15 protein-coding genes are annotated in these 20,380 nt (G+C 71.4%); 6 read left to right on the plus strand and 9 right to left on the minus strand.

Translation table 11 applies throughout. From position 1 onward, the window contains the following. Nucleotides 1-33: 33 nt before the first annotated feature. A complete protein-coding gene (locus tag AC1DB8_RS10230; RefSeq protein ID WP_476892936.1) occupies nucleotides 34-885 on the plus strand; it encodes a universal stress protein in 852 nt (283 codons plus the stop codon). A 65-nt stretch (nucleotides 886-950) separates the two neighbouring features. Beyond that, entirely contained in the window at nucleotides 951-1,955 is a 1,005-nt protein-coding gene (locus AC1DB8_RS10235) for a zinc-dependent alcohol dehydrogenase family protein (protein WP_476892937.1), read from the plus strand. A gap of 68 nt (nucleotides 1,956-2,023) precedes the next feature. On the opposite strand, the gene AC1DB8_RS10240 is transcribed toward AC1DB8_RS10235, so the two are convergent. Both AC1DB8_RS10240 and AC1DB8_RS10245 read right to left on the minus strand, forming a co-directional pair. After that, nucleotides 2,024-5,236, minus strand: coding sequence for an HAD family hydrolase (locus AC1DB8_RS10240; RefSeq protein WP_476892938.1), 3,213 nt, complete (start codon nucleotides 5,234-5,236; stop codon nucleotides 2,024-2,026). A gap of 61 nt (nucleotides 5,237-5,297) precedes the next feature. After that, on the minus strand, nucleotides 5,298-6,230 hold the full coding sequence (locus tag AC1DB8_RS10245; protein WP_476892939.1) for a polysaccharide deacetylase family protein: 933 nt from the start codon (nucleotides 6,228-6,230) through the stop codon (nucleotides 5,298-5,300). A 160-nt stretch (nucleotides 6,231-6,390) separates the two neighbouring features. Here AC1DB8_RS10245 and AC1DB8_RS10250 point away from each other — a divergent pair, with 160 nt between their 5' ends. Further along, on the plus strand, nucleotides 6,391-8,325 hold the full coding sequence (locus AC1DB8_RS10250) for a heavy metal translocating P-type ATPase (protein ID WP_476892940.1): 1,935 nt from the start codon (nucleotides 6,391-6,393) through the stop codon (nucleotides 8,323-8,325). On the opposite strand, the gene ppsA is transcribed toward AC1DB8_RS10250, so the two are convergent. The 7 genes from ppsA to AC1DB8_RS10285 form a co-directional block, all read right to left on the minus strand. Continuing rightward, a complete protein-coding gene (ppsA, locus tag AC1DB8_RS10255; RefSeq protein WP_476892941.1) occupies nucleotides 8,273-10,696 on the minus strand; it encodes a phosphoenolpyruvate synthase in 2,424 nt (807 codons plus the stop codon). The two genes, AC1DB8_RS10250 and ppsA, sit on opposite strands and share 53 nt — an antisense overlap. An 82-nt stretch (nucleotides 10,697-10,778) precedes the next feature. Then, nucleotides 10,779-13,448, minus strand: a complete 2,670-nt coding sequence (locus AC1DB8_RS10260) for a cation-translocating P-type ATPase (protein WP_441418023.1) — start codon at nucleotides 13,446-13,448, stop codon at nucleotides 10,779-10,781. A 162-nt stretch (nucleotides 13,449-13,610) separates the two neighbouring features. Continuing rightward, nucleotides 13,611-14,348, minus strand: coding sequence for a glycosyltransferase family 2 protein (locus AC1DB8_RS10265; protein ID WP_441418177.1), 738 nt, complete (start codon nucleotides 14,346-14,348; stop codon nucleotides 13,611-13,613). A gap of 65 nt (nucleotides 14,349-14,413) precedes the next feature. Next, complete coding sequence (locus AC1DB8_RS10270) at nucleotides 14,414-15,826, minus strand: PIG-L family deacetylase (protein WP_476892942.1); 1,413 nt, start codon at nucleotides 15,824-15,826, stop codon at nucleotides 14,414-14,416. Then, entirely contained in the window at nucleotides 15,820-16,911 is a 1,092-nt protein-coding gene (locus AC1DB8_RS10275; protein ID WP_476892943.1) for a hypothetical protein, read from the minus strand. Before AC1DB8_RS10275 ends, AC1DB8_RS10270 begins: the two co-directional genes overlap by 7 nt. A 152-nt stretch (nucleotides 16,912-17,063) precedes the next feature. Then, nucleotides 17,064-17,741 (minus strand): O-methyltransferase, encoded by a 678-nt coding sequence (locus tag AC1DB8_RS10280; RefSeq protein WP_476892944.1) that lies wholly within the window; start codon nucleotides 17,739-17,741, stop codon nucleotides 17,064-17,066. A 70-nt stretch (nucleotides 17,742-17,811) separates the two neighbouring features. After that, nucleotides 17,812-18,138: a thiamine-binding protein gene (locus AC1DB8_RS10285; protein ID WP_476892945.1), complete on the minus strand. Its 327-nt coding sequence runs from the start codon at nucleotides 18,136-18,138 to the stop codon at nucleotides 17,812-17,814. A gap of 122 nt (nucleotides 18,139-18,260) precedes the next feature. Here AC1DB8_RS10285 and AC1DB8_RS10290 point away from each other — a divergent pair, with 122 nt between their 5' ends. From AC1DB8_RS10290 to AC1DB8_RS10300, 3 genes are read left to right on the plus strand one after another with little or no spacing between them, the layout of a single operon-like run. Continuing rightward, the gene (locus AC1DB8_RS10290; RefSeq protein ID WP_476892946.1) at nucleotides 18,261-18,914 is read left to right on the plus strand and encodes a TetR/AcrR family transcriptional regulator; all 654 of its coding nucleotides are present in this window, start codon (nucleotides 18,261-18,263) and stop codon (nucleotides 18,912-18,914) included. A gap of 19 nt (nucleotides 18,915-18,933) precedes the next feature. Further along, entirely contained in the window at nucleotides 18,934-19,350 is a 417-nt protein-coding gene (locus tag AC1DB8_RS10295; RefSeq protein ID WP_441418029.1) for a YkvA family protein, read from the plus strand. Nucleotides 19,351-19,410: 60 nt separating this feature from the next. Beyond that, nucleotides 19,411-20,334 carry an NADP-dependent oxidoreductase gene (locus AC1DB8_RS10300; RefSeq protein WP_476892947.1) on the plus strand — a complete coding sequence of 308 codons (924 nt, stop codon included), beginning with the start codon at nucleotides 19,411-19,413 and terminating at the stop codon, nucleotides 20,332-20,334. Nucleotides 20,335-20,380: the final 46 nt, after the last annotated feature.

Consider the following 20,380-nt stretch of genomic DNA (forward strand, 5'->3'; position numbering starts at 1 on the left):
GGGAGTGCTACGTCCGCCTACCCGGGAGGATCCATGCCGGCACCCGCAGCAGGTCCCCGGCCCGCCGCCGTCGCCGTGGGCTACGACGGCTCCGAATCCTCTCAACTCGCTGTCCGCTGGGCCGCCGACCACGCCGCCCTCCGGGGAGTCCCCCTGCGGGTGGTCCACGCCTGGGTCTGGCCGATGTTCACCAAGGACCTGGGACCCGTCAAAGGCGTGGCTGGCAGCGGCCTCCGGCATTCCGCCGAGACCATCCTCGCCGAGGGCGTGGGGCTGGCCCACGGCGTTGACCCCGGGCTCGCCGTCGACGGTGTCATGGAGGCCGGACTGCCCGCACAGGTCCTGCGCCGGGCCGCCGCGGACGCCTCCCTCCTTGTGGTGGGTAGCCGGGGTATAGGCGGCGTGCTCGGCCACCTCGCCGGCTCGGTCTGCCTGGAGCTGGCCGGCGCCGCCCCGTGCCCGCTGATGGTGGTCCGCCGTCCGCACCTGCCCGGCAGGCCCGTCGTCGTCGGCGTCGATGCCGCGGCCCACAGCTCGGCGGTGCTGGCCGACGCCGCCCGCCTCGCCGTCGCAATGGGCGCCGAGTTGCAGCTGGTCCATGTTGATCCGGACCATGGCGGCGACCTGGCGGAGCACGGCCGCCACGCCCCGCTCCACGGCGCGGAACTGCTGGAGTACTCCCTCGGCGAAGCAGGGAGACTCGCCCCCGGGCTGGCAGTCTCCGGCACGCTGAAGGAGGGCCGGGCGGCGGCCAAGGAACTCGTGGAGGCGGCCGAAGATGCGGATGTGCTGGTGCTGGGCACCCACAACCGCGGCGGAGGCATTGGCAACACCGTCTCCGCGGTGCTGCACAAGGCGGCCTGCAACGTCATGATCACGTGCTGATTCCGACCCCGGGATCACGGCCGCCGCAGCCCGGGTCAGGAAGAGAAGCCAGAAAAGGAGGCCCTGTGCGAGCCTGGTGGGTTGCGCAGCCCGGACCAATCGCGACGGGTCCGCTGGTATCCGGCGAGCGCCCGGACCCCAGCCCCGGCCACGGGGAAGTCCTTTTGCGCGTGCGGGTGTGCGGGGTGTGCCGCACGGACTTGCACCTGGCCGAAGGCGAGCTGGCCCCCAGACGGGCCGGCGTCGTTCCCGGGCACGAAGTGATCGGCGAGGTGATCGGCGCCGGCCCGGGCGCGGACCGGTTCCGCCCGGGCGAGCGGGTGGGAGTGGCCTGGCTCGGCGGCACCTGCCGGTCCTGCCGGTTCTGCCTGCGCGGGCAGGAAAACCTGTGCCTGTCCCCCACCTTTACGGGCTGGGACCGCGACGGCGGCTACGCCGAACTCATCACCGTCGCCGAGGACTTCGCCTACCGGGTGCCCGAAATCTTCCCGGACGAGGAGGCGGCTCCGCTGCTGTGCGCGGGCATCATCGGCTACCGCGCCCTGAGCCGGGCGGAACTGCCGATCGGCGGCCGGCTGGGCATTTACGGCTTCGGCGCCTCGGCCCACCTCGCCGCACAGATTGCGCTCTACCAGGGGGCCCGGGTCTACGTCATGACGCGGTCTCCCGAAGCCCGCCGCCTCGCCCTGGCCCTCGGCGCCACCTTCGCCGGCGGAGCCGAGGATGAGCCCCCGGACCCCCTCGACTCCGCCATCCTCTTCGCTCCCGCCGGGACCCTCGTGCCGCCGGCGCTGCGTGCCCTCGACCGTGGCGGAACCCTCGCCGTCGCAGGCATCCACCTCAGCGACATTCCGCCGCTGCACTACGCCGCCGAGCTGTTCCAGGAGCGCCAACTGCGCAGCGTCACCGCCAACACCAGGGCCGACGGCGAGGAGTTCTTCCGGCTCGCCGCCGAGATTCCGCTGCGCCCCACCACGGTGGCCTACCCCTTCGACGCCGCAGACCAGGCGCTGCGGGACCTCGCCGGGGACCGGGTGACCGGCGCCGCCGTCATCCGCGTGGCCTCCTGAAGCAGGCCCCGCCCAACTGGCTCGCAGTTGTTGTCGTTTTGAGGGCTCAAAACGACAACAACTGCCAGCTAGTTGGGTGCGGAATCGGCGCGGAGGAATTCATGCTGTTCGCCGGCCCGCAGCAGCACCTTCCGGGGGCCAACCCGGACTAGCACGGGGGCGGCGTCCCCGGGGGCGGCGGAGACCATGAGCCGGTCCGTTTCCAGATGCACCGCCAGCAGCTGGTCGCGGTAGCGGACCTGGAACTCGACCCGGCGCAGTTCAGCCGGGAGCCTGGGCGTGAAGTCGAGGGCGTCCCGGGTGATCCGCAGTCCAGCGAAGCTGCGCTGGACGACGTCGATCGAGCCGGCCATGGCGCCCAGGTGGATGCCCGAGCTCGTGGTCCCGCCCTGGGTATCGTCCAGGTCCGCGTCCAAGGCTTCGCGGAACGTGGCCCACGCCCGCTCAGGATCCCGTTGCGCGAGGACCGAGGCGTGCGCCACCCGGCTGAGTGTGGAGCCGTGCGCGGTCCGGGCCAGGTAGAAGTCCACGGTCGCGGCCATCTGGGCGGCGGTGACGTTGTAGCCCATCCGGCCGAGGAATCCCACGAGCTGGTCCTCGCCCAGGACGTAGAGCAGCATCAGGACGTCGGCCTGCTTGGCCAGCCGGTAGTGGTTGGTGCTGTCCCCTTCGGCTTCCAGGATCAGGTCCAGCCGTTCAATGTTGCGGTAGCTGCGGCGGTAGTGGGTCCAGTCCAGTTCCCGGAGCGCGCCATAGCCGGCGAACTGGCTGATGATGCCGTCCCCGTGGAAGGGCACGAACATGCGCCGGCTCAGCCGCTCCCAGCCAGCGATTTCCGCTGCCGTAACGCCGAGCCTGGCCCGGAGGTCCTCCATGTCGAACCCCTGGACGGAGCGCATAATCCACTCCGCCTGGTCGAACACCCACGCGGCCATGATGTTGGTGTAAGCGTTGTCGTCGAGGCCTCCGCCCGGGTTGCCCTGGGTGCCGGTGTGGTACTCATCCGGCCCCATCACACCCCTGAGATGGAACCGGTCCTCGATGGCGTCGTAGTCCGCCATCGAGGCGAACAGGCGGGCGACGTCGACAATGAGTTCCGCGCCGTGCTGGGTCAGCCAGCCGCGGTCCTGGGTGGCCTCGAAGTACTGCCAGGCGTTGTAGGCCACGGCCAGGCCCACGTGGCGCTGGAGGTGCGAGTAGTCCGGCATCCAGTGCCCGGACAGCTTGTTGAAGAGCAGCTTGGGCGTCTGCTCGGTGCCGTCGCTGCCGCTCTGCCAGGGGAACAGCGCGCCCCGCAGCCCGGCCGCCCGCGCCGCATCCCGGGCCGTGCCGAGCCGGCGCCAGCGGTAGTCGATGAGCTCCCGCGCGAGCGAGGGCAGCCGGGAGTTCAGCACCGGCAGGACAAACAGTTCGTCCCAGAAGACATGCCCGCGGTAGCCCTCTCCATGCAGTCCGCGGGCCGGCACGCCCGCGTCCAGCTCGGCGGTGTGCGTCGTCAGTGTCTGCAGCAGGTGGAACACGTGCAGGTTCAGGATCAGCTGCGCCTGCGACGGGGCGTCGGACTCGATGATGAACGGAGCCAGCAGCAGGGACCAGGCCTTCTCATGCTCCGCCAGCAGCGCCTCGAAGCCGCCCGCGCGCGCCAGCACCGCCTCCGCCCCGGTCAGCGGAGAGGAAACCGCGTGGTCCCGGGAGCTGGCGACCCCCACCGTCTTGGTCACCGTCACCGCTGTCCCGTCCGCGGCCGCCACCTCGAAGCGGTGCGCGTACAGGCCGCCAAGCTGCTCGAAGGCGGAGTTAGCCGGCCCTGACACCTCGGTGCGGACCGCCAGGGCGATGCCGACCCGGCTCTGGCTGGTCTGCACCTGGACGTTCAGCACGACGGCGCCCCGTCGGGCAGTACTCTGCCCGCGGGCGGTGTGCCCCCCGGCGGACTCCCCACCGTCGGATTCCGTCACCTGCACCGCCGTCAGGTGCCGGTTGGACAGCTGAGCGTCCTCCGGGACGTTGGAGTTGGTCACGTCCGTGTCGCAGCCGCTGCGGACGCTGATGCTGCCGCTCCAGCCGTCCGCGGTCAGCACCGTCTCCAGCGCGGCTAGGTGCGGCTCCGCCATCGACACAAGGCGGCGCTGCACCAGCCTCAGCCGCCGGCCGGCGTCGTCCTCCAGCAGCGCCTCCCGGGTGAGCAGCGCGCGTTTGAGGTCCAGGGTGCGGCGCTCCTGCTTGAGCACCAGGCCTCCCTCCGACCACCAGGCGCCGCCCTCGATCCGCAGGTCAAGGTGCAGCCAGTCCGGAATGTTCACCATGTGCTCGTCCACCGTCTTCTGGCCCTCCACGACGCTGGCCAGCCGGTTGTAGACCCCTGCCAGGTAGCTCCCGCGGTAGTGGATCTCACCGCCGCGGTGCTCCGGCGCCGCACCCCGGGTGGCCATGTAGCCGTTGCCCAGCGTGGTCAGCGCCTCCCGGTGCCCTTCGTGGGCCGGGTCGAAACCCTCGTAGACCAGCATCCAGGGGTGCGTGATGACCAGGCCGATGTCCAGTTCGCTGACGTCTTCGACCACGATGTCGGCGCCGGCGGTTTCCAGTTCGGCCCGCCGGCCGGTCCGGTCGATCCCGACGACGAGCCCGAAGCCGCCGCGGCGGCCCGCTTCGACCCCGGCGACGGCCGCTTCGATGACCATGGCCCGGCCGGGCGGGATGTCCAGCCGCCGCACCGCTTCGAGGGCCAGGGCCGGCGACGGCTTGCCGGGGATGGCCTGCCGCAGCGCCGCCTGGCCGTCCGCGACATGGTCGAAAAAGCCTTCCAGGCCGACGGTGGCGAGCAGCGCGCCCGCGTTGGGCGCCGACGTGGCCAGCAGCACCGGAATCCGGCCGGCCCGGAGCCGTTCCAGCAGGGCCAGGGTGCCGGGGAAGGCCCGGGGCGGCTGGCCGCGCAGCAGTTGGCCGAAGAGTTCGTCCTGGCGTTTCCCGAGTCCGAATGCCGTCCAGTCGCCCGGACCATCCGCCGGCGAACCCGGCGGAAGCGAGACGCCGCGCGAGGCCAGGAACGCCGAGGCAGCCTCGGCGGGCGTCCTGCCTTCGATGTAAAGGGTGTAGTCGGCGTCGGCAATCGGGTCCCGGCGGGCGCGCGACGGCAACCGGGGGTCCCGGAAGACGTCATCGAGGAGCCGCTTCCAGGCAGCGGCACGGAGTTCCGCGGTATCAAGCACCACGCCGTCCAGTTCAAAGACCACCGCGTCGACGGGTGCCAGGGCAGCTGCAACTGTGGGCGACTCCGTCATGCGTTATTCGTAGCAGTCATCCCCGTCGGGGAACAGTGGCGGTCGGCCCGGTTACGGGCGGTCAGCCGAGGAGCGCGTCCAGGGTCGTGAAGCCGTAACCGGCCTGGCGGCTCCGGTTGATGAGTTGCGGCAGCGCGTCGGCGTCCAGGGTGGTGCCGTCGTCGGGGTTGGAGCCGATGTGCATCAGGACGATCTCCCCCGGCTGCAGGCCGGCGAGCGCCCGGTCGGCGACGATCTGGACCGTAACGCCGCCGCTGGAGCCCTTCCAGCCGAGGGTGTCGACCGTCCAGCGCACCGGCAGGTAGCCCCGCGCGTTCACGGCGGCGATGGTCCGTGCGTCCCGCTCGCCGAACGGGAAGCGGAAAAGCGGCCGGGAATCCGCGCCTCCGGCCGTGATAGCGGCCTGCGCGCCGGCGAGCTGCTGGGCGATCTGGGCGTCGGTGAGGGAGGTGAACCCCGGATGCGTCATCGAGTGGTTGCCCACCCGGTGGCCGGCGGCCACGATCGAGGCGACGCCCGCGGGGTTGGCGCTGGCCCAGTTGCCCGTCAGGAAGAACGTTGCCCGCACTCCGGCGGCGCCGAGGGTGCGCAGAATGCTGGGCAGGCCCGCCGAATTGGCCCCGGCGTCGAAAGTCAGGGCAACCACGCGGCCCGCGCCGGGGATGACCTCGACGTCGGCGCCCCGGAGCGCCGCGGGGAACGGGGCAGCGGGTGTCGGGGGCGGCGGGGGCGGCGGAGGGATCGGAGCGGCGCTCGACGGCGGCAGGGGCGACCGGCTTGGCGTCGCAGCGGGTGAGGGGGTGCCCGGCGCAGTGCGCGTCGGCGAAGAGGTAACGGAAGCCGACGCCGCGCCGGTGGCCGGGGCCGTCGACGGAGCGGCGGCAGGGGGTCCCCCGGAGAGCACAACTGCCGTCACCACCGCGCCGACCACCAGCAGCACCGCAGCCACCAGCGCAAGCACCCGGCGCCGGCGCCCGGCGAAGATCGACCACATGCCTCACCATGGCACCACAGGCCCCAGCGTGGTAGGGCTGAAAGGCCCGACGAACCCCCAGGTGTCCGCCCGGCCGGGAGCCCGGGAGGGGAGGGCCGCGCAGTAGGATGCAAGTAGGCGCAGACGCCGGGTCTTGCGCGAGGAACGAGGCGGGACAACCGTGAAAATTGCGCTCCGGTATCCGCTTGTCACGGGCACAGTCGCCGCCCTCCTGGCGGTGATCCTGCTGCTTGCCTCCGGCCAGGAAGCTATCGCGCGGATCGCCGCCAGCATCTATGCGCTGGCTGTGGCGGCCTACCTCGCCGTCGGCATGGTCCGCCGCCTGGTCGGCGGCCAGTGGGGCATCGACATCCTGGCCGTCACCGCCATTGTCAGCACCGTACTGGTGGGCGAATTCGTCGCCTCGATGATCATCGTGCTCATGATGGCCGGCGGCACCGCCCTTGAGGACTACGCCGCCGGCCGTGCCAAGAAGGAACTGACGTCCCTGCTGGAGCGCGTCCCGCAGACAGCCCACCGGGAACGCAACGGCGGTGCCGCCGGAAGCCACGCCGCCGAAACCGACAGCCAGCACGAGGACGTGGCGGCCACCGACGTCGAAGTCGGCGACATCCTGCTGGTGCGGCCCGGCGAAGTGGTGCCGCTGGACGGAGTGCTGCTTTCCGAGTCCGGAACTTTTGATGAATCCTCGCTGACCGGGGAGAGCCTGCCGGTGGAGCGTGCCGCCGGCGAGGGCCTGATGAGCGGGTCGTTGAACGGCCAAGCGGCCATCCGGATGCAGGTCACGGCGCTGATGGAGGACTCGCAGTACAGCCGCATCGTCGCGCTGGTGAAAGAAGCGGCCGACAGCAAGGCACCCATGGTCCGCCTGGCCGACCGCTACGCCGTCCCGTTCACCGCCCTCGCCTACGTTCTCGGGGCGATCGGCTGGATCGTCAGCGGCAGCCCGGTCCGGTTCGCGGAGGTGCTGGTGGTGGCCACGCCGTGTCCCCTGCTGATCGCCGCCCCCGTGGCGTTCCTTGGCGGCATGAGCCGTGCCGCGCGTGGCGGCATCATCGTCAAGTACGCCGGGGTTCTCGAGCAGCTGAGCCGGATCAAAACGGTGGCCTTCGACAAGACCGGCACCCTGACCTACGGCCGCCCCTCCTTGGTGGGCATCCGGACCGCGGGGTCCTTCACCGAGGACCGGGTCCTCGGGCTCGCGGCCTCCGCCGAGCAATATTCTTCCCACGTGCTCGCCGCCTCGGTGATGGACGCGGCACGGTCCCGTGGCTTGGTTTTCGAGTCCGCCACGGAGGCCACCGAATTCGCCACGCACGGCGTCCGGGCGCGCTTCGACGGCCGGGACGTCGTCGTCGGCAAGCCAAATTTCGTGTCGGAATCGGCCGCCGGTGTCGTCGAAACCGAGCTGGCCAGCGGCGAGCTCGCCATCTACGTGGGTGTGGCCGGGGAGTTCGCCGGGGCCCTGGTGATGAGCGACCCGATCCGCGGGGAAACCCGCCGCACCGTGGCCGAACTCCGGGAACTCGGCGCCACCCGGACGGTCATGCTCACCGGCGACGCGCTCGCCACCGCCGAGCACATCGCGGCAGAGGCCGGGCTGACCGATGTCCGCGCCGAGTGCCTGCCGCCGGACAAGGTGGAGGCCGTGCGCTCTCTGCCCCGCCGTCCGGTCATGATGGTGGGCGACGGCGTCAACGACGCCCCCGTCCTGGCCGTCGCCGACGTCGGGATCGCGATGGGCGCGCGGGGTTCGACGGCGGCCGGCGAGTCCGCCGACGTCGTGATCATCCTGGACGACCTGTCCAAGGTGGCCTCGGCCGTGCGGATCGGCCAGCGCACCGTGAAGGTGGCGCTGCAGAGCATCTGGATCGGCATCGCGCTGAGCGTGGCGCTGATGCTGGCTGCAGCCGCGGGCTACGTTCCGGCGATCGCCGGCGCCCTCTCCCAGGAGGTGGTGGACCTCGCCACCATCCTGAACGCGCTCCGGGCGTTGGGCTCCGGGATGCGGACCCCGCGGCCGGGCAGGCCGGCCGGCCGGCCTAGCCCGCGGACGCCAGCTTCTCGGCTTCCGCGATCCGCGGGACGGTCCTGAGGTAGCTGTCCGGGTTCAGCGAGATCGAATCGATGCCCTCGCCAACCAGGAACGCCGCGAACTCCGGGTGGTTGCTGGGGCCCTGGCCGCAGATACCGATCTTGATCCCTGCCGCGTGCGCCTTCCGGATCGCCTCGCTGATCATCGCCATGACGGCCTCGTCGCGCTCGTCGAACAGCGCCGCCAGCTGCGCCGAGTCCCGGTCCACGCCGAGGACCAGCTGGGTGAGGTCGTTCGAGCCGATCGAGAAGCCGTCGAAGCGGGTGGCGAATTTTTCAGCCAGGACCACGTTGGACGGGATCTCGCACATCATGTACACCTGTAGGCCGTGCTCGCCGCGGACCAGCCCGTTCTCAGCCATCACCGCCAGCACCTTGTCCGCCTCCTGCGGTGTCCGGCAGAACGGGACCATGACGATGATGTTGCTGAAGCCGATCCGCTCCCGGACCCGTTTCAGCGCCCGGCATTCGAGCGCGAAGCCTTCCCGGTACCGCGCGTCGTAGTAGCGCGAGGCACCCCGGAAGCCGAGCATCGGGTTCTCCTCGGCCTCCTCGAAGGAGGCGCCGCCGATCAGGTGCGCGTACTCGTTGGTCTTGAAATCGCTGAGCCTCACGATCACCGGGTTCGGATGGTAGGGCGCGGCGATCTTCGCGATGCCCAGCGCCAGGGCGTCCACGAAGTAGTCGCCTGGATCGGCGTAGCCGCGCGTCAGTTCCCGGATCTGCGCTGCTTCCTGCGGGTCCGCGACCCGTTCCGGGTGGACCAGCGCCATCGGGTGGACCCGGATCAGGGCGCTGATGATGAACTCCATCCGGGCCAGCCCGACGCCGTCCGCGGGCAGCCGCCACCACTGGAAGGCGGCCGCGGGGCTGGCGATGTTCACCATGACTTTGGTGCGCGTCGCCGGCAGCTCGCCCAGATCCACGTCCTCGGTTTCGAACGCGAGGCTGCCGGCATAGACGCGGCCCGTATCGCCTTCGGCGCAGGACAGGGTCACGGCCTGGTCCTCGGCCAGGACACTGGTGGCGTTGCCGGTCCCGACGACGGCGGGCACCCCCAGTTCCCGGCTCACGATGGCCGCGTGGCTGGTGGGGCCGCCGTGGTCGGTGACGATCCCGGCGGCGCGCTTCATGATGGGCACCCAGTCCGGGTCGGTCATTTCGGTGACCAGGATGGCGCCGTCCCGGAACTTGTCGATGTCAGCGGCGCTCCTGATCACGCACGCCGTCCCCTGCGCGATCGAGTCGCCGATCGCCGCCCCGGTCACCAGCACCGCCCCGGTTTCCAGCAGGTGGTGGAGCGTGAAGCGGGAACCGGTCTTTTGCGACTGCACCGTCTCCGGCCGGGCCTGGACCATGAAGAGCTCGCCCGTCACACCGTCCCGGGCCCATTCCATGTCCATCGGCCGGCGGTAGTGCTCCTCGACGCTCACGGCCCAGCGGGCCAGGGTGAGGATCTCGGCGTCGGCCAGGACGAAGGACCGGCGTTCCGCTTCCGAGGTGTCGACGGTGCGGGTGCGGGCGTGGCCGCCGCGGCTGTAGACCATCTTCTGCGCCTTGGAGCCGAGGGTCTTTTCGATGATCGGGCTGGGCCTTTCCGCCAGCCCTTCCGCCGGTCCTTCCGCCGCCGCGGCCTCGCTCAGGAGCGGCTTGAAGACGAGGTACTTGTCCGGGTTGATCGTGCCCTGCACCACCGTCTCGCCGAGACCCCAGGCGGCGCTGATCACGGCAGCCCACGGGAACCCGGAGTCTGTATCGATCGAGAACATCACTCCGGAGGCGCCGACGTCGGAGCGCACCATCCGCTGGACCCCGATCGAGAGTGCGACGTCGAGGTGGTCGAAGCCCTTGACTTCCCGGTAGCTGATGGCCCGGTCCGTGAACAGCGAGGCGTAGCACCGTCGGCAGGCGTCCATCAGTTCCCGGTCGCCGGTGACGTTCAGGAAGGTTTCCTGCTGGCCGGCGAAGCTGGCATCGGGAAGGTCCTCGGCCGTGGCGCTGCTGCGTACCGCGACCGACAGCCGCTCCAGCCCGGCGCGCTGGCCCAGATCGCGGTAGTGCGAGCGGATGGAGTCGGCGATGTCCGGCGGGAAATCGCTGGCCAGGAACAGCTCCCGGATGGCTTCCCCGGTCTCGCGCAGCGTCGCGTCCCCGGAGCGGTAGGCCAGGATCCGCGAGCGCATCGCCGGTTCGATCCCGTTCGCCGCGACGAAGGTCCGGTAGGCCGCGGCGGTGGTGGCGAAGCCATCGGGAACCCGCACACCCCGGGCCTTGAGGGACTGGATGAGCTCGCCCAGGGAGGCGTTCTTGCCGCCGACCTGCGGGACGTCCCCCATGCCAATTTCTTCAAACCACTTCACGTGCTCGGGCATGCCGGCGCTCCTTTGGGCGTTTGTCCATCCATGGTCCGATCCTGCGGCCCGGGGCGGTGTGGGGTCAGAGGCTTTGGACCTCTTAGCCGGCGCGTTGGGCGGGCCGCCCGGACGTGCCGTGCCGGGCCAGCTTGTAGAGCCAGTCCGCGACCAAGACCGCCGGAATGGCGGCGAGGGCCACGGCCAGCCCGCCGGGTGTCGGCGGGGCATGCCCCAGCAGGCCGGCGACAGGGCCAAGGAACAGGAAGACGGAGAGCAGCCCCAGCTCCGCCAGCACGGCCCAGAGCAGCAGCCGGTTGGTGAACCAGCCCAGCTGCCAGGGCGGGGAGGTGGCGCTGCGGCAGGCGAAGGCGTTGGCGAGCTGGGCCAGGACCACGGTGGTGAACGCGGCGCCGGAGGCCGCCATCAGCGCGTCCGACGGCGGCAGTGCGGCTCCGGGGCTCCAGCCGGCTCCGAAGAGAACGGCGGTGTAAGCGGTCATCTCCATCAGCGCCTCTACCGGGCCCAGCAGGCCGAAGACCCGAAACATCAGGGCCCGGTCCATCAGGTGCCGGCGCTCCGGCGGACGTTTCAGGGCCCCTTTGCTGGGCGCTTCGCTGCCGAGGGCCAGGGCCGGCAGCAGGTCGGTGCCGATGTCCAGGGCGAGGATCTGAAGCACGCTCAGGGCCAGCGGGAACCGGCCACCGGACAGGGCCCAGAACACGAACGGCGTCAGCTCGGCGACGTTGTCCGTGAGGTGGTACGTCAGGAAACGGCGGATATTCGCGTAGGTGGCGCGGCCCTGCTCCACGGCCGCGATAATCGTCGCAAAGTCGTCGTCGAGCAGCACCAGGTCCGCCGCCTCGCGGGCCACATCCGTGCCGCTGAGGCCCATCGCGACGCCGATGTCCGCCTGCTGCAGCGCAGGCCCGTCGTTGACGCCGTCACCGGTCATGGCCAGCACGTGGCCGCGGTGCTGCAGCAGCCGGGCCACCCGGAGCTTTTGTTCCGGCGTTACCCGGCTGACCACGACGCCGTCGCGGTCCAGCAACGCGGCCAGGACCTCGTCATCCTCCGGCAGGTTGTGGCCCTCCAGCACCAGCTCCGGGGAGCCGATCAGGCCGGTTTCCCGGGCAATGGCGGCGGCCGTGAAGGCGTGGTCGCCGGTGACCATACCCACCTTGATGCCAGCGTCGCGGGCCGCCTGCAGCGAGAGCCGGACCTCGGCGCGGGGCGGATCGTGCAGGCCGATCAGGCCCAGCAGCGTCAGCCCGCTCTCCACTTCGTCCGCCGTCGTGCCGTCCCGCACCGGTCCGGGCAGGCTCCGCTGCGCGACCGCGAGGACCCTGAGCCCGTGCGAGGCCATCTGGTCCACCATCTGCAGGGCACGGTCGGCGCCGCCGGCGCCGTCCACGTCGCCGTCGCCCTCACTGTCGCCGTCGCCCCGGCACAAGGGGATCACGGACTCCGGGGCCCCCTTGACGAACAGCGTCGTACCGACGATGGCGGACTCGCGCAGCCGTCGCGGATCGAAGGCGAAGCGGTGCGACGGCGTTGGCTCCGCCGGCCCGCCGCCGGGGCCGGCCAGCCGCGTGGCCAGCGCGTCGATGGCGGCCTCCATCGGATCTCCCTCGGCGATCCACTGCCCGTCGTGCGGGACCGCCCGGCCCACCGAGGCGGCACGGGCGGCGGCGCTGAGCCGCTGCCCCGCCTGGAACGCCGCCGCTCCGGCGTCCGCGCCACCCTCCCCCGTGACCTCGGCTTCCGGCGCGTAGCCGTTCCCGGTGACGCCGAGCAGCCCGGAGGGTGTCCAGACCTCGACGGCGTTCATCCGGTTCTGGGTGAGGGTTCCGGTCTTGTCCGTGCAGATGAACGTGGTGGAGCCAAGCGTCTCGACCGCCTGCAGGTTCCGCACCAGGGCCTTGCGCGCGGCCATCCGCTGGGCTCCGATGGCGAGCGAGAGGGTGACGGTGGGGAGCAGGCCCTCGGGCACCAGCGCCACCGCCACGCCGATTGCGAAGAGGAACGCATCGCGCCAGGAGATGCCCACCAGCAGCGAGAGGATGAAGAACAAGGCGCCGATGCCCAGGGCCACGCCGGCGACAATCCTGACAATCCGCTGCAGTTCCAGGGCCAGCGGGCTCGGCGGCGCCTCGACCTTGCCGGTCAGTGACGCGATCTCGGCGAGCCGTGTCTGTCCCCCGGTGCTGGCCACCACCCCTTCGGCCGTGCCGATGACCAGGAAGGTTCCACCGAACACGGTGTCCCCCGCAGCCTTGCTGACCGCTTCGCTTTCGCCGGTGAGCATCGATTCGTCCACCGTGCAGCCCGCAGCCAGGGCCAGGCGGAGATCCGCCGGCACCCGATCGCCGGCAACCAGCACGACGGCGTCTCCGGGCACCAGCTCGGTGGTGTGCACTTTGACGATGCGATTGTCCCGGCGCACCGAGACCATGGCGGGCAACAATTCGCGCAGCTTGGCGGCCGCGTGCTGGGCGCGCTCCTGCTGGATGTAGGCGAATACCCCGTTCACCACGATCACCACGATGATGGCGATGCCCAGTTGCGGCATGCCGGCGACAAAGGCGAGGGCGGCCGCCACCCAGAGCATGACGGCAAAAAAGTGGGTCAGTTCTGCCAGCAGCCGCCGCCAGCCCGGCACGGCACGGACCTCGGGCAGCCGGTTTGCCCCGGCACGCTCCAGCCGCAGGGCAGCCTCCGCCGAGCTCAGTCCGGAGATCCCGGGCAGCGGCCCGGCCGCGGCAGGGTTCACCGTCCGCCGCCCGTCATGCGCAGCACCTAACGCCGGCACTGCCCAGGTGCATCATGCCTCCGAGGATGCTCCGGCGCGGCACCCCTGGTTAGGGCCAAAGGTCACCGGGCGCCGGCGCGCGGCTACGCTGCCCCGGAACGGCTTCGGTTGCCGGGCCCGCCCTCAGCTGCCAGTGGCGGCAGGCGGCCGCTGCCGTCCCAGCGAACGCAGGTACGTCCCGAAGCCGTGGGGCGCCCGTGCGTGGGTCCGGCCTGAGGTCAGCACCCGCATGCTGTCCGTTGCGAGGACGGTGAAGGCGAGGCTGCGCAGGCTCTGGACCAGGGTGCGGTCCTCGTGCGTTTCCAGGTGCGAGAACCCGCCCGCGGCCAGATAGGCCGAGGCCCGGACGCCGAAGTTGGCGCCGTAGATGTGCGGGTGGTTTTCCTCGAAGGGGTGGCGGTCCAGCCAGCGGCGCAGCAGTTCCGGGTCCATCCCGACCGGGTCCGGTTCCACCGAGCCGAGCACCGCGTCGGCACCGGCTTCGGCGAATTCGAGCTGCCGCACCAGCCAGTTCACCGGGACCTGCGAATCGGCGTCGGTGTTGGCCAGCCAGGTCCGTCCCGGCCAGGGCCGCGGTTCGGAACGCTGGCCGGGGGCGCGCCGTTGCGGGCCGAGCACGGCGGCGCGGACGCCTGCCGCCCGGCTCGCGCCGGCGCTGCGCAGCCGGACGTCGAGCGCGCCGAAGCGCGGGTCGGCGTCGACGTAACCTGCGGTGATCTCGGCGGAGCGGTCGGTGCAGCTGTCCAGGACCACTGTCACCCGGACGGCGACGCCGGGCCGCTGCCGCTGCAGCTCGTCGGCGGCGCGCTGCACTGCCCGCAGCGCCCGGTCCAGGTGCTGGTCCTCGTTGTGGGCCGGCATCACGACGGCGACGGCGTCGATGCCGGGGCGTCGTTGCGGGGGCCCGGCCGGGGCCGCCACGTTGCTCACGCGAGCGGCTCCGGGGCGCGGAAGACTTCCAGCACGAAGTCGCGCTCCCGGTAGAGGCCGGCGTCGGCCCAGCGAAGTTGCCTGCGGGCTGCTGCGTGGACGGTGTCGCCGTCGAGCTCCCAGCCCTCGATCGGGTGCCGCCAGTGGCAGAGCGCCAGGGTGCCGCCGGGCAGCAGCGTGGCCTCGACCCGGTCGAACAGGGCCGCCAGCTCCTCCGGCGAGAGGTAGTAGCCCACTTCCGACACCACGATCAGGTCAAATGCGCCCTCCGGCCAGTCCTGCGGCACCGTCAGGTGGCGGGTCCGCGCGGCCGGCAGGTGCGCGAGCCGCCGGGCGGCGTGGGCCAGTGCCGCGCTGCTCGCGTCGACGGCCAGGAAGCTGCCGCAGCGTTCGGCGAGTTCCACGCTGAGGGTGCCGATCGAGCAGCCGATTTCCAGGCCGGCGGAGTAGCTCCGGCCGGGGAGCGCCGCGAGCGTCAGCGCGCGCTTGCGGTGTTCGTACCAGCTGGTGGCGTACTCCCAGGGATCCTCGCTCCGGGCGTGGACGGTGTCAAAGAGGCCCTCCGCGTCCGCCGCGGCGTAGGCGGAGGGCGCGACTGCGGCGTGTGCCGCCGCACCGGCCGGTGGGACAGCCGGAGTGCCGGGCCGCTGCCAGGCGAAGGTCTCCCAATGCCGGGAAAAGTGCTGCAGGAAGGCCGGCGGGAGCAGCACTTCGTCCCCCGGCTGGTCCGAGAGCGCCCGGACCTGCGAGGTGTGCGCCGCCATGGCCTGCGCCTTGGCCTGCGCCTCGGCCGGGGTCAGCGGGAGCCGCAGCCAGGACTGCCAGGCCGGGTCCTCGGGGCCGGCCCAGAGCCAGTACCAGACCGGGTACTCCAGCAGCCCGTAGCCGGAGGCGGCTGCCGCTTCCGCGGCGGCGGAGCCCAGGGCGTCGTGGTCGGTATGGCCGTCGTTCCGGTAGGGCGCCACCAGGACGACGCGGTCCGCGGGCCGGCCGGTGGCAGCCGCGGCCTCGCGGATCGCGGCGAGGACCTGGTCCCGGTGGCCCGCGAGCTTCCCGTCCGGCAGCCCGAGGTACTGCCAGCCGGCGTCCGGGACGAGCCGCCCGAGGGCGCCGGCGAATTCGCGCAGCCGCAGGTCGGCAAGCTGTTTCGGTGTGGTGCTGGGCGAATCGGGGTGGGAGGCCTCCCCTGCCGTGCACAGCAGCACCCGCACCTCCGCGCCGAGCCCGTGCAGCCGGGCCATCAGGCCGCCGGCACCGAGGGATTCGTCGTCGGGGTGGGCGGCCAGGACGATGAACGCCGTGCCGGTCAGCTCCCCGGCGTCGAGCGGGAGTTCCGGCAGGGCGGCGGCGCCGCTGCGGGCCCAGTCCTCTTCGGGCGTCCCGGCGTCGTTGTGCGTGAAGCTCACCATGGGTGGTCCCCTTTGAACGTCAGGGCGCCGAGTTGGGCGTCGTCGCGCATGGCGTGGTGCTGCCGGACGTAGAGGGAGAGGTCGGCCATGCGTTTGCCGTAGCGTGCGTCGAAGGCCAGCGGGGCGGGCCCTAGGTTTTGGCTGACCAGCGACTGGATGCGTGCGACGGCGGCGGCCACGCTGCCGCGGACGCGCAGCGCCTCGCTCCACGCGCCGGCGCCGGAGAGCTCCCCGGCGTCGATCCGGGCCGCGGTCCGGGCGAGGTACTGGGTGAGCCCGGTCAGCGTGCGGTCGATTTCGCCGAGGTGGGCGAGGGCGAGCTGGTCCGGTTCGCGGCCGCCGTCGGCCGCTTGTTTCAGGGACTCAACATAGTTGCGGGCCACGGCGACGGCGCCGCCGAACCAGCAGGCGGCGACCCCCATGCCGCCCCAGGCGAACCCGGGACGCTGGTAGTACCAGCCGGCCGGGCCGAGCGGTATGGCCGGCACGGCGTCGAAGTGCACGGTGCCGCTGGGGACCTCGCGCAGGCCCAGGCTGGTCCATTCCGGGTCCGCGAAGCCGACCCCGGCGGCGTGCAGGTCGACGGCGAAGGCGGCGCGGCCGCCGCCGTCGAGATGCGCGGTCAGCACCGCGTGGTCGAGCTGCGCGGCGATGGAGCACCACGGTTTGGAGCCGGTCAGCACGACGGCGCCGCCGGCGTCCTTGGCTTCCAGCCTCAGCCCGGGGGCCTCGGCGGCGAAAACGCCCCAGGTGCCGTCGAAGGGGAGATCGGCGGGGGCATCATCGAAATCCGCCGCAGCGGCCTGGGCGAGGATCGCGGCGGCGTCGAGGTGGGGTTCCAGGATCCGTCCGGCGGCGACGTCGACGGCGGTGACCGACGCGAGGATCTCCCACAGCAACGCGGTGTTGCCCGCCCCGGGCTTCGGGGCGCACTCCCCCGCGTCCTTGGCGAGTGCCAGCAGGGCCGGGACGTCCCCGACGCCCGCCTCGGCGGCGTCCAGCAGCGGTGAGATCCCGGCCAGCTCGCCCGGCGTGGAGCTGATCCGCACGGCCTTGGGAGGGCGGGCTTCCTGGGTCGCGTTCATTGCCTCGTCCGTGTCCTTTGCGATGTGCGCCTGGTGTTGTCCGTGCCTGTAGCGGCCGGTCGAAGCCGCCGCTGGGTAAATCTAAGCATACTTAGCACTTCGCCCGGTTCTCGCCCGCCGGACCGGGCCGCCGTACCGCACACCACCCCGCACTACCGCACGCGGGCGAGCGCGAAGCCGTCCCAGCCCTTGGAGCCGACAGTCTGGATCACGGTGGCGTCCAGCCGCGGGTCCTCGCCCATCATCTCCAGCGCCGCGATGATCCCCGGGGCGTTGACAGGATCCAGGGCCGGGTCCAGCACCGCGCCCTCCCACACCACGTTGTCCATCACCACCGTGGTGCCGGGCCGGCCCAGCCTGATGGCCCAGTCCAGGTATTGCAGGTTGTGTTCCTTGTCCGCGTCGATGAACACAAAGTCGAAAGGCCCGGCGCCCTCGCTTTCCAGCGCGGGCAGCGTGTCCAGGGCCGCGCCCAGCCGGATTTCCACGAGGTGGCCCAGCCCGGCCTGGTCGAGATTGGCGCGCGCCACTTCGGCGTGCCGGGGCAGGTATTCGCAGGTGACAAGCCGGCCGCCGTCGGGCAGGCCCTGTGCCATCCAAATGGTGCTGAACCCGGCCAGCGTGCCGATCTCCAGCACCCGGCGGGCGCCGGAAAGCTGGACCAGCAGCTTCAGGAGCTTGCCGGCGTTCGGGGCGACCTCGATGGGCGGCATCCCTGCTTCCAGGGCGGCGGCCACGGCGCGCCGCAGCGAGGTATCGGGCCGGACCACCACGCCGGAGAGGTACTCCTCGACGGCGATCCAGCGGGATGTGGGCTGATGCTCGATCATGCGGCCCAGTCTTTCAGCTACCCCCGCCGGTGGGTAGGGCCGGCGGCCGCCCGGCCCAGGCCCGGAGCGGCTACTCGCCCAGGGCCTTCTCCAGCCGGTCCAGTTTCCCGGTCAGTTCGCCCGTGTAGCCCGGGCGGATGTCGGCCTTGATCACGAGCGAGACGCGGCTGCCATAGCGGCCCACGGCTTGCGTGGCGCGCTTCACGACGTCGAACACCTCATCCCATTCGCCCTCGATGGTGGTGAACATCGAGTCCGTGTGGTTCGGCAGCCCGGACTCACGGACGATCCGCACCGCCTCGGCGACGGCATGGTGGACCGAGGCGTCGTCGGCTTCGGAGCCGGCGGGAGCGCCGCTGGGACGGCCGGAGGGTGCGACAGAAAATGCAAGCAACATGGCTCCAGTCTGCCACGCGGGATCCGGCCTGCCCGGGCCCGCAATCTCGGGCCGACACGTCACAATTGGGCGTACCCGCCGGTAACAGGTTTCCTCCACCTCCGCGTTGCTACCCTGAGCAAATGAACCGGGCAGTAGACCGCAGGCCGCTCCGTGCGGATGCAGCGCGCAACGTCAACAAGATCATTGCCGCGGCCCGCCAGTGCTTCCGTGAGCACGGCCCCGAAGTCCCGCTCCAGACCATCGCCGTCACGGCCGGGGTGGGCCCCGCGACGCTGTTCCGGAACTTCGCCGACAAGGAAGAACTCGTGCTTGCCGCGCTGCACCAGCAGCTGAAACTGCGGGTGAACCCGGTCATCGAAGAGGCCCTGGCCGGCAAGGACGCGGCGGAGGGCCTGTTCCGCGTCGTCGACGCGCTGATGGGGGTTGCCAGCGACGAAGCCAACCTCCTCGGCGCGGTGGCCGGCCGCCGCGGCGTGCTGACCGGCATCACCGGCGACCTGATCGAATCGGTGGCCGTGCTGCTGGGCCGCGGCCAGGGCCAGGGCACGCTGCGCAGCGACATCTCGATGACGGACATGATCCGGCTGCTGGCCATGCTGATCGGCGTGGTGGACACGATGGAGGCAGGTTCGGATGCCTGGCGCCGTCCGGTCGCCCTGGTCGAGGACGCCATCCGCGCAGAACGGCCCGATCGTCCGCTGCCACCGCAGTCGCTGGTGCCAGGGACCGCGTACGGCACCGCATTCGGCGTCGGCTTCGGCTCTACCTACTGAAACACGTACCGTTGAGCCCATGACATGGGAAACCGCTGCCGGCGTCCTCGGCGGCCTCTTGCTGGTGTATGCCGCGCTGCTGGTGCTGCTCTGGGGCTACGCGCGGCGGCACCCCGAAACTGTCACCATGAAGGACGCCCTGCGGCTGCTGCCGGACCTGCTCCGGCTGATCCGGCGGCTGGTGGCCGACCGCACCGTCGCGGTGGGCGTGCGCGTCCGGCTCGCCCTGCTGCTGGCCTACCTGCTCTCGCCGATCGACCTGGTGCCCGACTTCCTGCCCGTCATCGGCTACGCGGACGACGTCGTGATCGTCGCCCTGGTGCTGCGCTCCGTGGTCGCCCGGGCCGGCGCGGAGTCCGTCGAACGGCACTGGCCCGGGACGCCGGAGGGCCTGCAGCTGATCCTGAAACTGGCCGGCCTCGGCACCGCCCGGTGAGCTGGCCCACTCGTTGGCCGGACGCGGAATAGGGTCCCGGAAGCAGTCGTTGACGCCTGCATGAAGGCGATAACGTACAGCGAATATGGAAATCCGGACGTCCTCGAGTTGGCCGACCGCCCGATGCCAAAGGTCGGGCCGGGCATGGTCCTGGTCAAGGTCAAGGCAGCCTCGGTAAATCCGGTCGACTGGAAGATCATGGCCGGCTACCTGGATGCCGTCATGGACCTGCAGTTCCCGGCGATTCCCGGCTGGGATGTGGCCGGCGTCGTGGAATCGGTCGGCATCGACGCGCCGCATTTCCAGCCCGGCGATGAAGTCATCGCCTATGGCCGCAAAGACTATGTCCACGGCGGGAGCTTCGCTGAATACATCGCCCTCCCGGAACGCCTCCTCGCCCGCAAGCCCGCCTCGCTGGGGTGGAACGAGTCCGCCGGGCTTCCCCTGGCGGGACTGACGGCCTATCAGGTCCTCACGCGCCTGGGCCTCAAGGCCGGCGAGACCGTATTGATCCATGGCGGGGCCGGCGGCGTCGGGTCCCTCGGAATCCAGATCGCCGCGGCGACGGGTGCCCATGTGATCGCGACGGCATCAGAAAAGAACCACGAGTTCCTGCGCTCCCTCGGCGCCGAACCCGTCAGCTACGGTGATGGGCTCGCGGACCGGGTGCGGGCACTTCGCCCCGAAGGAGTGGAAATCGTGGCGGACTTCGTCGGCGGCAACCTCGACACCACCCTGGCGGTGCTGGCCGACGGCGGCCGGCACGCCTCCATCGCTGACAGCGACGTTGAGCAGCACGGCGGCACCTGGATGTGGGTGAACCCCGTGGGCGCCGATCTGCGGGAGCTCGCCGAGCTGGTCGATAAGCGCAAGCTCCGGGTCGAGGTGGCGCAGACCTTCCCGCTGGCGCAGTCGGCAGACGCCTTCCGCCTCAGCATGGAAGGACACACCCGCGGCAAGATTGTCGTGACCGTCGACGCCTGATGAGCGGCGGCAGCCGGAGTCCGGCTGCCGCCGTCCCGCCGACCCC

It is taken from the genome of Arthrobacter sp. 10N410, from assembly GCF_056394945.1.

Bases quoted from the DNA above. Each gene is read 5' to 3' on its own strand.
- AC1DB8_RS10230 (WP_476892936.1), top strand. From the start codon at position 34: ATGCCGGCACCCGCAGCAGGTCCCCGGCCCGCCGCCGTCGCCGTGGGC.
- AC1DB8_RS10240 (WP_476892938.1), bottom strand. From the start codon at position 5,236: ATGACGGAGTCGCCCACAGTTGCAGCTGCCCTGGCACCCGTCGACGCG.
- AC1DB8_RS10245 (WP_476892939.1), bottom strand. From the start codon at position 6,230: ATGTGGTCGATCTTCGCCGGGCGCCGGCGCCGGGTGCTTGCGCTGGTG.
- ppsA (WP_476892941.1), bottom strand. From the start codon at position 10,696: ATGCCCGAGCACGTGAAGTGGTTTGAAGAAATTGGCATGGGGGACGTC.
- AC1DB8_RS10265 (WP_441418177.1), bottom strand. From the start codon at position 14,348: ATGCCGGCCCACAACGAGGACCAGCACCTGGACCGGGCGCTGCGGGCA.
- AC1DB8_RS10270 (WP_476892942.1), bottom strand. From the start codon at position 15,826: ATGGTGAGCTTCACGCACAACGACGCCGGGACGCCCGAAGAGGACTGG.
- AC1DB8_RS10275 (WP_476892943.1), bottom strand. From the start codon at position 16,911: ATGAACGCGACCCAGGAAGCCCGCCCTCCCAAGGCCGTGCGGATCAGC.
- AC1DB8_RS10280 (WP_476892944.1), bottom strand. From the start codon at position 17,741: ATGATCGAGCATCAGCCCACATCCCGCTGGATCGCCGTCGAGGAGTAC.
- AC1DB8_RS10285 (WP_476892945.1), bottom strand. From the start codon at position 18,138: ATGTTGCTTGCATTTTCTGTCGCACCCTCCGGCCGTCCCAGCGGCGCT.
- AC1DB8_RS10290 (WP_476892946.1), top strand. From the start codon at position 18,261: ATGAACCGGGCAGTAGACCGCAGGCCGCTCCGTGCGGATGCAGCGCGC.
- AC1DB8_RS10295 (WP_441418029.1), top strand. From the start codon at position 18,934: ATGACATGGGAAACCGCTGCCGGCGTCCTCGGCGGCCTCTTGCTGGTG.
- AC1DB8_RS10300 (WP_476892947.1), top strand. From the start codon at position 19,411: ATGAAGGCGATAACGTACAGCGAATATGGAAATCCGGACGTCCTCGAG.